Genomic DNA, 13931 nt, shown 5'->3' on the forward strand with positions numbered 1-13931 from the left:
ATAACCACTTCAACGATACTGTTGGCGGTGGCGACTGGCTATGTGAACAGGATGTTGTTGAATACTTTGTTGAAAACTCGACTCGCGAAATGATCCAAATGGAACAATGGGGCTGCCCATGGAGTCGTAAAGAAAACGGTGAAGTAAACGTACGCCGATTCGGCGGTATGAAGGTAGAGAGAACGTGGTTCGCAGCGGATAAAACCGGCTTCCACATGCTTCATACTCTGTTCCAGACTTCGATGAAGTACGACACAATCAAACGATTTGATGAGTACTTTGTGGTGGATTTGATCGTTGAGGAAGGCGAAGTACAAGGCCTAATCGCGATTCACATGTCTGAAGGTGAGCTTGTTACCATCAAAGCAAAATCTGTTGTATTAGCAACCGGTGGCGCAGGTCGTGTTTACCACTGTAATACTAACGGCGGCATCGTAACGGGCGACGGTATGGCAATGGCTTATCGCCACGGTGTGCCACTACGTGATATGGAGTTCGTTCAATACCACCCAACAGGCCTACCAGGCACTGGCATCTTGATGACCGAAGGTTGTCGTGGTGAAGGTGGTATCATCGTCAACAAGAACGGCTACCGTTACCTCCAAGATTACGGCATGGGTCCTGAAACTCCAGTGGGCGAGCCGAAAAACAAATACATGGAACTGGGTCCTCGTGACAAAGTTTCTCAAGCATTCTGGCACGAGCAGCAGAAAGGCAACACCATCAAGCACCCGCTTGGTGATGTCGTACACCTTGACCTTCGCCACCTTGGTGAAGAGTACCTGCAAGAACGTCTACCGTTTATCTGTGAGCTAGCAAAAGCGTACGTAAACGTCGACCCAGCAAAAGAGCCAATTCCAATTCGTCCAACCGTTCACTACACCATGGGTGGCATTGAAACTAACGGTACCTGTGAAACTCGCATTAAAGGCCTATTCGCCGTTGGTGAATGTGCTTCAGTTGGCCTACACGGTGCAAACCGCCTAGGTTCTAACTCTCTGGCTGAGTTTGTAGTATTTGGTCGCGTAGCGGGTGAACAAGCCGTGAAACGCGCTGCTGAGTTCAAAGGCTGGAATGAAGAGTCTATCGCTAAGCAAGTGAAAGCGGTTGAAGATCGCATCGCAGGTCTACTAAACCAAGAAGGCGATGAGAACTGGGCTGATATCCGTACTGAAATGGGTCACACCATGGAAGCGGGTTGTGGTATCTACCGTCAAGAAGACTTGATGCAAAAGACCATCGACAAAATCACTGAACTGAAAGCTCGCTACAAAAAAATCAGCATTAAAGACAAAGGCCAAGTGTTCAACACTGATCTACTTTACGCTATCGAAGTGGGTTACGGTCTTGAAGTTGCAGAAGCGATGGTTCACTCAGCGATCCTTCGTAAAGAGTCTCGCGGTGCACACCAACGTCTAGACGACAACTGCACAGAACGTGATGACGTGAACTTCCTGAAACACTCTCTATCTTTCTACAACGAAGATGCAGCACCAACCATCGACTACAGCGGCGTTAAGATCACCAAATCTCAACCTAAAGCTCGTCTGTACGGCGAAGCTGCAGAGAAAGCCGCTGCCGCTGAAAAAGCAACAGAAGAGAATGCTAAGAAGAGCGAAGAGGAGCAAGCATAATGTCAGCGAATCGAATCCAAAAAATTGAAATCCTGCGTTATGATCCTGAGCACGATGCAGAACCTCACTTTCAAACCTTTGAAGTGCCGTTTGATGAAACCATGTCAGTACTTGATGCGATCGGTTACATCAAAGATAACCTAGATAAAGACCTGTCTTACCGTTGGTCTTGTCGTATGGCGATTTGTGGTTCTTGCGGCATCATGGTTGATGGCGTGCCAAAACTGGCGTGTAAGAGCTTCTTACGTGACTACCCGAATGGCTTCAAGATTGAGCCTTTGGCTAACTTCCCGATCGAAAAAGATTTGATTGTCGACATGACGCCGTTTATCGAGCGCCTTGAAGCAATCAAGCCTTACATCATTGGTAACGACCGTAAGCCAGAAGACGGCACTAACATCCAAACTCCAGAGCAAATGGCGAAGTACAAACAGTTCGCTGGCTGCATCAACTGTGGTTTGTGTTACGCAGCGTGTCCTCAGTTTGGTCTAAACCCTGAGTTCATCGGCCCTGCGGCACTTGCTCTTGCTCACCGCTACAACCTAGATAGCCGTGACAATGGTAAAGCTGAACGTATGAAGCTTATCAATGGCGACAATGGCGCTTGGGGCTGTACGTTTGTAGGTTACTGTTCTGACGTATGTCCGAAGAAAGTAGACCCAGCAGCGGCAGTGAACCAAGGTAAAGTTGAGTCTTCAATGGACTTCGTTATCTCGATGTTCAAGCCAGACGGATCGCAAGTAAAAACAGCAGAGGAGGCATAATATGAGCAATCGTAAGCCTTATGTTCGTGAAATGAAGAGAACGTGGTGGAGCAACCATCCGTTCTACCGTTTCTACATGCTACGTGAAGCGACTGTACTGCCTTTGATTCTATTCACTCTGTTCCTAACCTTCGGTTTGGGTTCGCTAGTGAAAGGTCCTGAAGCGTGGGAAGGTTGGTTAAGCTTTATGGCTAACCCTATCGTTGTTGGTATCAACATCGTGGCACTGCTAGGCAGCTTGCTGCACGCTCAAACCTTCTTCAGCATGATGCCTCAAGTGATGCCAATCCGCCTTAAAGGCAAATTGGTTGATAAGAAAATCATCGTACTGACTCAATGGGCTGCGGTGGCTTTTATTTCTTTAATCGTTCTTGTTGTAGTGTAAGGAGCTGAATTATGAACCCAAGTTACAAAGTAAATCGTGCTCCTAAACGCTCAGACGAACCAATCTGGTGGGGCCTATTCGGCGCTGGCGGTACTTGGTTCGCGATGATCACACCGATCACCATTCTAGTGTTAGGTATCTTAGTGCCAATGGGCATTATCGATGCGGATGCAATGAGCTATGAACGTGTCTCTGAATTTGCCACCAGCATTATCGGTGCGCTATTCATCATCGGTACGCTAGCACTGCCAATGTGGCACGCAATGCACCGTCTTCACCACGGCATGCACGACCTTAAGTTCCACGTCGGTGTTGCAGGTAAAGTGGGCTGCTACTTCTTCGCAGGCCTAATTAGCGCGTTGTCTGTTATCTTTATCTTTATGATCTAACAGTTAAGAGCAGATACGGGATTCGAGTAAACGAGTATCGAAGAGCTTAAGAGCGAAAAGACTAAAAGCAGAGCTAGGTTACCCAGCTCTGCTTTTTTTGTTTTTCGTATCTCTCATCTCGTTTACGCGTATCTGTTCTTAAGGTACAAAAAAAGGCCGCCTAAGCGACCTTTTTCAGATACTTGAAGTAAATTACTTCACACGACCAACGTATTCGCCAGTACGAGTATCAACTTTAACAACTTCACCGATAGCGATGAATAGAGGTACGCGAACTACCGCGCCTGTTGCTAGAGTTGCAGGTTTACCACCCGTACCCTGTGTATCGCCTTTAAGGCCAGGATCGGTTTCAGTTACTTCGATCTCAACAAAGTTTGGCGGAGTAACAGTGATAGGGTTATCATTCCACAACGTTAGAGTACAAACGTCATTTTCAACTAACCATTTTGCTGAATCAGCGACTGCTTTTACGTCTGCTGCGATTTGCTCAAATGTTTCGTTGTTCATGAAGTGGTAGAATTCGCCATCGTTGTATAGGTAGCCTAGTTCAACGTCAACAACATCTGCAAGCTCAAAGCTTTCGCCTGATTTGAATGTTTTCTCTAACACTTTGCCTGACAGCAGTTTACGAAGTTTTACACGGTTAAACGCTTGGCCTTTACCTGGCTTAACGTATTCATTGTCGATAATTGAGCAAGGCTCGTTATCTAACATGAATTTTAAACCGCCTTTGAATTCATTGGTGCTTACTGACGCCATGATTTTCTCTTCCACATCTTTGAGTTAATTTCAATGCCGCATATCATAACCCGAAAAGTCGAATCTGTTGAGCAAAACTGGCTCAAACAACTATCGAATGCGATCTCTGACCCGACAAAACTGCTTGAGGCATTGGAAATAGACCCAACACCGTGGCAAGCAGGCTTCGCTGCACGTGAGTTATTTGCACTTCGGGTACCTCTTAGCTTTGTCGACCGAATGGAAAAAGGCAACCCACACGACCCTTTGCTGCGACAGGTTTTACCGCTCAGCGAAGAGTTTGAGGTTCATCCGGGTTATTCCGCTGATCCACTGGAAGAGCAAGACAACGCGATTCCTGGGTTGCTGCACAAATACAAAAACCGTGCATTGATGATTGTGAAAGGTGGCTGTGCGATTAACTGCCGCTATTGCTTCCGCCGTCACTTTCCGTACCAAGATAACAAAGGCTCAAAGTCTGTTTGGCAAACCAGCCTCGACTATGTGACTGCGCACCCAGAGATCAATGAGGTCATCTTGTCCGGTGGCGATCCTTTGATGGCCAAAGACAACGAACTCGAATGGTTGATTCACGCCATCGAACAAATTCCTCATATAAAAACCGTTCGAATTCATAGCCGATTACCGGTTGTGATCCCTGATCGAGTGACAGATGAGCTGTGCCAGTTGTTAGCTCAGACTCGTCTCAACGTGGTCATGGTGAGCCATATTAATCATGCCAATGAAATCAACTTAGAACTTAAACAAGCCTTCCATAAGTTGAAGCAAAATGACGTGACTCTGCTAAACCAAGGTGTGATGCTTAAAGGGGTCAATGACAGCGCTAACTCATTGAAAGAATTAAGTGAAAAACTATTCGATGCCGGGGTTTTACCTTACTATATGCATGTACTTGATAAGGTTCAGGGTGCGGCACACTTCTATATTTCGGATGAAGAGGCAAAGCACCACTTCAAAGGTTTGATCTCTGAGGTTTCTGGCTACCTTGCACCAAAGTTAACTCGCGAGATTGGCGGTCGCAGCAGTAAGACACCACTCGACCTACACATTGAATAACTCTATCTCGAGCAATGGTCGCTTCTTGAGTATCAAGAAGCGACAAAAGAAAAACTCCCCTAGCTTCACCTTAACAACACACGGCTGCTAGACTTTAAGTCATCTTTATCAATCGTTAAGACAAAAAGTTTTTGTTCGATCGTCCGGTCTATTATTAGCATACTCGACTCTATTCTAAATTTTTAGGAGGGGTGATATGACACAATTTATAGAACAAACTCTCAACCTTGCCCCCTTTAGCTGGGCAGGCCTTGCAGTATGTATGCTGTGTGGTTCGTTAATCGGTATCGAACGACAAACCCGCGGTAAACCGGTAGGGATCAGAACCTCGATTCTGATCATCAGTGGTACCTATTTCTTCCTTACCATGGCGATTAGCCTTTCCCCTAACACGCTCGATCAAGCTCGTGTGCTTGGTCAGATAATAACGGGGGTGGGATTTCTTGGGGCCGGGGTAATGATGACATTGGATGGCAAGATTCATGGCGTCACTTCAGCCGCGATTATCTGGGTACTCGCAGCATTAGGCATGATGATTGCCTTAGGACACCTTTCTCAGTCTGTCATCATCACTCTAATGGCGCTTGTGATACTGCTTGGTGTCGACAAGGTGGAAAACAGTTTCCAAAGCCTGCGTCGTGGTGTGCATCAGAAGTGGATGAATAAAGGTCGCGTGAAGAAGTAACCTCTAATTTTAGATGCGTTTATCTTAAAGACATTTTGTCCTTAGATTCGATTTCTTAGAGGAAAATTCTTAGAGACGAATTCTTAGAAACGAAAAAGAAGCCTAGTCAAACGACTAGGCTTTGATTTTTTAGACAAGCGCTTAATGCACGTGAATACACACTTGATTCTTACCCGCGGCTTTCGCCTTATAAAGCTGCTCATCCGAAGAACGAATACTCTGGTTTTCCCACAAGTGACCAACGCTGTCGAACTTGTACAGAGAGTAGAGCGTCGCGCCACCAGACACTGAGACATTCACCTTATCACCCGTCGGACATCGGTAACTTTGCAGGCTAATGTCATTCTGAATTCGTTGAAAGATCGATGAGAGCAGCTCTGAGGATTCACCCGTGATCGCGACAACAAACTCTTCACCACCAAACCGTGCCACGATATCTTGCTGTCTAACGCTGTTCAGCATCAACTGAGCAACATGGCAAATCACCTCGTCCCCCACTTTATGACCATGCTGATCATTAACGACTTTGAAATCATCAATATCAAACACGCCAACACCAATAATCGGCTCCTCATCCTGCGCCAGTAATCGAGCTTCAAAACCACGTCGATTCAGCAAGCCAGTGAGTGGATCGCGCATTGCGAGGTCATTTAAACGCTGGTGTTCTTGTCTTGTATAGAAGCGCCATAACCATAAAACCGAGAGCAGATACAAAACCAACAGTATCGAAAGCTGAATCTTCTCCATCTCCAATACATGCAGAAAGTGCTCGCTCTTATCTTCTTCAATACTCAGATATAGCTGGGTGTTAATGTCATCAACATACAGAGGCTTGGAATAGGTAAAATCCATAAACCCGTATTTGTTTGCGCCTCGCGTACTAGTGACTTTATAACCATGAGTAGGGTTCGATACTAGGTTAGAGACATAGCCATCGACACCCAATACCCCTTCAAACTCACCATTAACGTAAATGCCTTTGGTTAAGGTCACGACTTTTTTACCCGTCAGGTAATCATCATATTGGCCGGTATAGACAACTTGGTCTTGACCTTGCGCTAAGCCAAAGCGAATCGTATTAATCCAATATGGTCGGCTATTTACGACAGAGTCGAACGTATCGCCTTTCATATATTGGGCAATATCGGAGGGGGAAGAGATAATAAACTTCTCTTTTGAAATAAAGTAGATCGCAGAGATGGTCTCTATGGTATTGGCAAAGTAAGCCATGGTCGGCGCGATAAACAGACGCTTACCGGCTTCGGTATGAAGATCCGACTTAGGGTCGCACATCTCGCTGGGGCCAGAGAACATAAAGTCAAAGCGAGGGGCATGCTGCTCTTCACTAGTGAAATAGCACGTTTCATCTTCGATCTTTTTCTCATGCGAGAATACATAGGTATCCCCATGCAGTGGATAGAGCGCCGTAATGTTGTACTCAAGCGCATTTATGATCTGTGTGAGCTCCGCTAAAGAGCGTGTCACGCCTTGGTTTTCGATTCCATACTGTTTATCTGATTCTTCCGCTGAATCAACGAGCAACAAGCCCAAAACTACTAAAAAACTGGCGGTCAGACTTAAAAAAGCCTTTTTAAAATCGACGGTATGGGTATTAATCAAAGCATATAAATCATCGTTGGAAATTTATCGAACATTGTACTTATAAGTAAAAATACTGCAATAGCAAATATAAAACAGAATGCTTATTAAGTCATTTGAGATATGTGCGTCAGAAATGGAATTGAACGTAATGACGCCTAAACAAAGAGTTTAGGCGTTGATAGGCTAAACGACCGGCTTTATTTAGCAAAGTTTACAATCGGGAAGCACGGGAAGAAACCGTTATCAGCACAGTTGATCAAGCCAACTTGTACGCCTTCGATTTTGTTGGTTTTGTTGAAGATACCAACCTGAACCGTAGACACTTCTGAAAGGTTCGCTGCACCAACATCAACCATAGTGTTACCTTCTGAGTAGTTGACGAAACTCACGTTCGCGCCTTTTACATCATTGGTAATGTTCACTGCACCAAGGTTAACACCGGTTGTTTTACCTGTATTCCAGTTAAAGAAGCCAAGTGAAGCACCTGTCATTTCTTGGTTCACTTTTGATGCACCAAAGATACCAAGGTTCACACCTGTTGTTGTTTGCGTCTCAGACATACCAACAACCGCAAGATCGACACCTTTAAGGTCGTTTACTTGTCCGTGAAGCAGAGCTAAACGAACCCCGCCAACCGCGTCTGAATCAGGTGCGTTGAAGCCGTTGATCGTTGAAAACATAACTGGCGATGAAGCAAATGCCGCTGGTGCCATTACCGCTGCCGACACAGCTAATACTGAAAGTAGTTTTTTCATTGGGGGAGTCTCCACTGACTTATTGTTGACTTGATTAATCCATTTTCAATCAAGTATTTATTATCCTTTATTCAACAGCTATCCATGTTAGATCAATGTCATAACTGTACTGTTGAATATAAGCCGCTAAATCATAAAGAGCAATGGTTCAGAGCAGAGATAAGAGCAGATTCGAGATACGGGTGGCGAGATGCGAAAAGCAAAAAAAAAACGGAGACCGAAACCTCCGCTCTAGCGCTTATTATCCCAAATAAGAATCTGAGAAAAAAATTAACATGTTTCGCAAGAATGCAGCCCACACACTCATGGCTGCATCTAAATCGATATCATCCTAAAAAATTTAATGACAAAAGCTCAACAGACCTCTGTTATTCAAAAACTAATGTTCGTTAAATCCTCAAAATAAACTAAGTTTTAATGACAGGGACACAAACATATGAAACGAATGGAGCATAGTAAGTATAGTGATTAAGGAAACTGCGAATAAACAGACCATAAAGGCAATTATTTCGCGTGGCTCTTTAGCTATCGTGCTGTTTCTGGGCCTTTATCTCTATGCTAGCTATGTCCTGAAGAACAAAGAGCAGGACATGATTGATCTCCAGCTCAGCCTTTCACAAGCCTATAGCGTTATGCTCTCTGTCAGGCGCCAGGAACAACAATTTATTTCTACAAGGCAACTCGAAACTCAAGAGCTTCTCGATAGAAAGCGAAGTCAGCTAATCGAACAACTGGCTGAGATCGATGGAAAAATCGTGCGAAGCGATCTGAATATTTCTTTTGATTACGCCAGAGTTGTCGAGTATCTCGACCAGTACCAGATTGCCTTTTCATTATTAGCCATTGAGCTAGTCAGCATACATGGTCAAGGGGACCAAATTGGGCTCATTGAGAAACTTAAGAACGCTGCGTTGACACTAGAGCGTTTCGTACATGAAGCCAACAATAAGCAGCTTGAAGAACAATTTATAGCTACGCAAGATCTCATGTATCAGTTTTTCACTGGCTTTGAGCAGAAAACATTAGATCAGATCGTCGATTCATTGTTCAAAATCCAATATGAAGTCGAAGAGAATACCCGAACGATGACTGCACTGGCTTCGTTTAATAATTTTAAACGCCATTTTTGGCGATTGCAGCGGGGGTTAAAGAGTGTAGGGTATAGTTCTGACAGCGGTTTGAAAGGAGAGCTCACGAGCAGCATTTATCATGTTGAAGATGAACTCAACTTGCTGTTCACCGAAACACCTAAGCGAATCGCAGAGAACCTGATACAGGTAAAGTGGTACCGATATATATCAACAGCCACATTAGGAGGGGTGACTTTACTGGTGCTGTTCTATGTTGTGTGGCGTGCCAGTCACCTCGAAACTCAGTTAATTGTTTCACAAGAGAAAGAGCGACAGGCTAATCGTGCCAAAAGTGCCTTTCTTGCCAATATGTCTCATGAGATACGAACACCGCTTAATGGTGTTATAGGTATGTCAGAAATTCTGGCAGAGACCAAGTTATCGCCAGAACAGAAAGACTGCCTTGGAACGATCAACACCTCTTCTCAAGCCTTACTTATGTTGATCAACGATATTCTCGACCTATCCAAAATAGAATCAGGCAAACTGGAAATTAATCCACATACGACAGACTTAAGAGAGCTGCTATTTGACAGCGCGACTTTGATCTCATCTAAAGCTTATCAAAAGCAGATTAAGCTGGAAGTTGAGGTTGATGACGAGCTTCCAGAATACATTCATGTTGATGAGAATAAAGTTCGCCAAGTGTTGATGAACTTTGCTTCAAATGCGATCAAATTTACAGAACAAGGCTCAATCGTATTCGCGGCTCAACGGCTTGCATCATTAGAAAAAGAGTATGTGATCGAGTTTTCCGTTCGAGATACTGGTATTGGTATTGCAAAAGATCAGCACGAACACATTTTCAAAGAATTTTGCCAAGAAGACACCAATACCGCCTCTAACATTGTGGGCACGGGGTTAGGACTGAGTATTTCGTCACGTATGGTCGAGATAATGGGAGGCTCGATAGGTGTTGAGTCAGAGAAAGGCGTAGGCAGTCGCTTCAGTTTCCAATTAACGGTTGTGCAATCAGAGCATTCTGAAACGAAAAAGCGTAAACCGACCGTTATCTATTATTCAGATGTACCATCGAAGCTTTTACTCGATGATTTGTTCCGCTTTGGTTACTCACCAACACTAGAATCAATTGAAGCAAATTTGACGTTAGTTGACATCCCAGATATCGCTTTTACGGAAGATATTAATCAAGCTAGAGCACTACATCATCAAGCACCAGAGGTGAAAATCATCATAGTGAAAGATAACCTTAGCGATCCGTTGACGGAGTGCGATTTTGTCTCGGGTTATGTCACTCTTCCTATGCTCGGTTCCCGATTAAGCAGCATGATGAACTCATTACTTGAAAGGGTACAGTCCCCTCAGTCAAAACCTGTAGAACGGATTCGACATCAAAAAGTTCTAGTGGTTGAAGATAACCGCGTGAATCAGAAGGTGGTATGTATCAATTTAGATAAGCTAGGGATTGACTATTGGGTTGCTAATGATGGACAACAAGCGATTGATTTATATCGAGAGCATCATCAAGAAATCGGCCTTGTTTTGATGGACTGCATGATGCCGAATGTCGATGGCTTTGAAGCAACAGAGCAAATCAGGCGCTATGAAGAAAGCCTGCAACTTCAGGCAACGCATATTCTTGCTTTAACGGCTTCAGTGCTCGACGATGATATTAAACGTTGCTTTGAATGTGGAATGGACGATTATCTTCCAAAGCCATTTAAACGTGACATGATGCTGCAAAAAATTGATGCACAACAGTTTATACACGAGCCTGGGTGACCAATGATTAAAAGCAGATGCGGGATTCGAGTGAACGAGATGCGAAAAGCAAAAAAAAACGGAGACCGAGGTCTTATATATTTTAAAGATTCTATCTTTCAAAGCCTATGCATGGCTTCCTCTGTTACGAGAAAAGGGGGGATGATGTCGGGTAGCAGCGACGCATTGCTGCGCCACCGCCCCCTAAGAACCGTACGTGCAACTTTCGCCGCATACGGCTCAAGCCTCTATAAACTCAACGTGAGTCGAGCCAGCAACATGAGAGTGTTTAATCTAGTAGCTTTTGATAGCACCTAAATAACCGTAGATTAGATCGCCTAACCTCACTGTTCTTAGTTAACAAAATCACTTTTATAGTGAAATTATACAATTGATACAGTGAGGTCAAGCCAGCCACAGATAAGCAATGAATATCAATAACTTAATACGTCATCACTGGGAGATATTCTCATTACCGAGCATCATATGACCTGATAAATTAACAGATCGCACAATTGATGGTATTGATATAAGCCCAGTACACCCTCTTAAAACAATCACTTAATAACACTGTGTTGTGTCAGGTTAGCAATGTCATAGTACATAAGTTCCTAACTGATCAATCGTATAGAATGACGAGCTGATTCTTACGCTACCCCTCTTTGGACAAATTGTGTATTTGCCTATGGCAATTAATGTGAAGCATCATTAAATTCGAGCTTTTATCACTACCTCCGTCAACCCTTCTAACTATGTGGTGTATATCCCACTCGTCTTCAGAGTTGAATTGTTGGTGACATACGAGACATTTGAAATCCTGTCTTTCGACAATCTTCCATAGCTTCCAGTTACCCGATAAAGACTTTTTCAGTCTTTGCATCTTCAGACGTTCAAAGTATTGTTCGTCCTCAGGCAGGTAGCTGTTTGCCAATGCTCGAACTTTCACATGCTTATCGACTTTCACCCTCGCAGCACTCAGCAACCGATAGTGTCCGTCTTCCCCATTTACCTTAGGTGCGCTGAAAACCCAGTTTCTATCACCTACTGTTTTAAAGTATTTCTCTTTAATCCAGCGTTTTCTGCGATTTAAGTGGATTCGCTTGCACCATTGCCAAAGCATTTTCCAGATTCTGTAATCAATATATTTGAATGTCTCGCTAGCACATACCCATCGATGGTAGTTACACCACCCGCGGATCATCGGAGTTAGCTTGGCAATGATTGCCCTAGCTGGCACCGTTTTATGGCTATTGAGGTACTCTCGTATACTTTGCAGAAAGGTCTTAACGTTTTTATTCGATGGTTTGATTAACATCTTGCCATCGTATTTACGTACATTCTGCCCCAGAAAATCAAAGCCCTCTTCTATGTTTGTTATCAACGTCTTCTCTTCAGAAAGTTGAAGCCCTCGCTCGGCCATAAAGGCTTTTACTAATGGCAATACTTCTTTCTCTAGCAACTCTTTCGAGATCCCAGTGATAATGAAGTCGTCGGCATAACGCACGTAATTAACTTTGGTTTTATAACTAGCTTTAGTGTTTTTCTTCCCGAAGCGGGATTCCAACACTGTTTCAAGCCCATCCAAAGCCATATTAGCTAATACGGGTGAAATAATTCCCCCTTGAGGTGTACCAGCGTCAGTCGGACTTAGTTTTCCTGATTCCATGAACCCAGCTTTCAACCACTTTCTGAGTATCGATTTATCCATAGGGATATTATCGATAAGCCAGTTATGACTGATATGGTCAAAACACCCTTTGATATCACCCTCCAGAATCCATAGAGCACTGGCTTTACGACTGAGGTTTACGAAGCATTGCTCCATTGCGTCAGCACATGAACGATGAGGGCGAAAGCCGTAGCTATTTCGGTCTGCCGTGGATTCTGAAACGGGCTCCAGAGCTAGCAGGTATAGTGCCTGCATTGCTCTGTCACACATTGTCGGAATTCCTAATGGCCTACGTTTACCGTTGGCTTTTGGGATGTATACTCGCTTGAGAGGTTTAGGCTTATAGCCTTTTCTCTCAAGCTTATGTATGGCTTCCCATTTCAAAGTAGGAGTATTCCAGATCTCTCCGTCGACTCCTGCTGTATTCTTACCTCTGTTTTCAGTTACTCGCCTAACGGCAAGTGCTTTAGCAGCAAATGAGCGTGCCAGCATGCGCTGAAGTCGCTTCACTTTTCGCCAATCAGAGTTAATTGTTGCCTTTGCGATCCGTACCTGTAGTCCCCGCACCCGACGATACAACAGTTCCCAGTCAAGCTGGTGCCATTGTTCTGCTAGGTGGGAGGATGCAGACACATTCGCCTTAGCTAGTGTGTGCACCTTGCTTTCCTCCTATAACTACTTGAAGTTACCGAATAAGGTGCACTTGTCCCCATAGGGTAAGTTGCAACCCTATAAGGTAAGAGGAGTAAATCACTCCCTTTTTTACTTCTGAACTTTACACGTTTTCACGCAATTAAAGACCCCATGGAAGTCTGCACTCTTTCAAGTCAGGGCAAAGTCTGAACCCCTATGTTTTCCATTACAGAAAACCCTTCGCTTTTTCCATTTTCCTTTACCCTCTTATCTAACAGGTTCTCTTGCGAGTTCCCTGCCCTTGGGGCAGATAATAGGGCTTACCAAGTTCCTTGGTTTGTACAAATTGATCACTTAGGTTCTGTCTATCCAGCGATGGTACAACGATAGCGTTTCCCCAGATGTAAAAGAGAAAACCTGACCACTTACCTTTTGGTTAGAGCGTAATCAAAGGCATTTCGCTCATTGCGGCTGACGCTGTTTATCAACAGTTCACTTAAGTTAACCCTATAATCAAGCCTAGCCCCTCAACCCGCTGCCATTGCCGGTATCTTTGACCTCATTCACATGTCATCAAACCCTTTCGGGGGGTACATTGTCAGGAAGCTTCGCACTCATCCGTTACCAGATAAGCACTATCCCTAGGCTACTGCTTGCTACAAAGCAGGTCTTATCAATCAGGCTGATTGCCGAATGTAAGACAATACAAATCAAGACTTAGGTCGTTTTGACCGTGAAGAACATTCTT

At 44.3% G+C, this 13931-nt stretch carries 11 protein-coding genes; 7 read left to right on the plus strand and 4 right to left on the minus strand.

Going from position 1 to position 13931, the window contains the following annotated elements:
* The 4 genes from frdA to frdD form a co-directional block, all read left to right on the plus strand.
* Window positions 1-1634 (plus strand): fumarate reductase (quinol) flavoprotein subunit (frdA, locus tag A142_RS22680; protein ID WP_019822009.1); only part of this gene is annotated, 1634 nt, incomplete at its 5' end.
* Complete coding sequence (locus tag A142_RS22685; RefSeq protein ID WP_009847917.1) at window positions 1634-2398, plus strand: succinate dehydrogenase/fumarate reductase iron-sulfur subunit; 765 nt, start codon at window positions 1634-1636, stop codon at window positions 2396-2398. The genes frdA and A142_RS22685, both read left to right, overlap by 1 nt.
* A gap of 1 nt (window position 2399) precedes the next feature.
* On the plus strand, window positions 2400-2783 hold the full coding sequence (gene frdC, locus A142_RS22690) for a fumarate reductase subunit FrdC (RefSeq protein ID WP_019822011.1): 384 nt from the start codon (window positions 2400-2402) through the stop codon (window positions 2781-2783).
* Window positions 2784-2794: 11 nt separating this feature from the next.
* The gene (gene frdD / locus A142_RS22695; RefSeq protein WP_029405431.1) at window positions 2795-3172 is read left to right on the plus strand and encodes a fumarate reductase subunit FrdD; all 378 of its coding nucleotides are present in this window, start codon (window positions 2795-2797) and stop codon (window positions 3170-3172) included.
* A gap of 192 nt (window positions 3173-3364) precedes the next feature.
* On the opposite strand, the gene efp is transcribed toward frdD, so the two are convergent.
* On the minus strand, window positions 3365-3931 hold the full coding sequence (gene efp, locus A142_RS22700) for an elongation factor P (protein ID WP_019822013.1): 567 nt from the start codon (window positions 3929-3931) through the stop codon (window positions 3365-3367).
* A 33-nt stretch (window positions 3932-3964) separates the two neighbouring features.
* On the opposite strand from efp, the gene epmB reads away from it, so the two are divergent.
* Complete coding sequence (epmB, locus tag A142_RS22705; protein WP_019822016.1) at window positions 3965-4987, plus strand: EF-P beta-lysylation protein EpmB; 1023 nt, start codon at window positions 3965-3967, stop codon at window positions 4985-4987.
* A 196-nt stretch (window positions 4988-5183) separates the two neighbouring features.
* The gene (locus A142_RS22710) at window positions 5184-5672 is read left to right on the plus strand and encodes an MgtC/SapB family protein (protein WP_019822018.1); all 489 of its coding nucleotides are present in this window, start codon (window positions 5184-5186) and stop codon (window positions 5670-5672) included.
* 141 nt (window positions 5673-5813) lie between these two features.
* Here A142_RS22710 and A142_RS22715 read toward each other — a convergent pair whose 3' ends face one another.
* Complete coding sequence (locus A142_RS22715; RefSeq protein ID WP_029405432.1) at window positions 5814-7292, minus strand: sensor domain-containing diguanylate cyclase; 1479 nt, start codon at window positions 7290-7292, stop codon at window positions 5814-5816.
* Window positions 7293-7471: 179 nt separating this feature from the next.
* The gene (locus tag A142_RS22720) at window positions 7472-8029 is read right to left on the minus strand and encodes a VC2662 family protein (protein WP_017068001.1); all 558 of its coding nucleotides are present in this window, start codon (window positions 8027-8029) and stop codon (window positions 7472-7474) included.
* Between the two features lie 464 nt (window positions 8030-8493).
* On the opposite strand from A142_RS22720, the gene A142_RS22725 reads away from it, so the two are divergent.
* Window positions 8494-10902, plus strand: coding sequence for a hybrid sensor histidine kinase/response regulator (locus A142_RS22725; RefSeq protein ID WP_019822023.1), 2409 nt, complete (start codon window positions 8494-8496; stop codon window positions 10900-10902).
* A gap of 631 nt (window positions 10903-11533) precedes the next feature.
* Here the strand turns inward: A142_RS22725 and ltrA are convergent.
* On the minus strand, window positions 11534-13207 hold the full coding sequence (gene ltrA / locus A142_RS22730; protein WP_019822024.1) for a group II intron reverse transcriptase/maturase: 1674 nt from the start codon (window positions 13205-13207) through the stop codon (window positions 11534-11536).
* Window positions 13208-13931: the final 724 nt, after the last annotated feature.

The organism is Vibrio splendidus 12E03 (assembly GCF_000272105.2).
Lineage (GTDB): Bacteria > Pseudomonadota > Gammaproteobacteria > Enterobacterales > Vibrionaceae > Vibrio > Vibrio splendidus_I.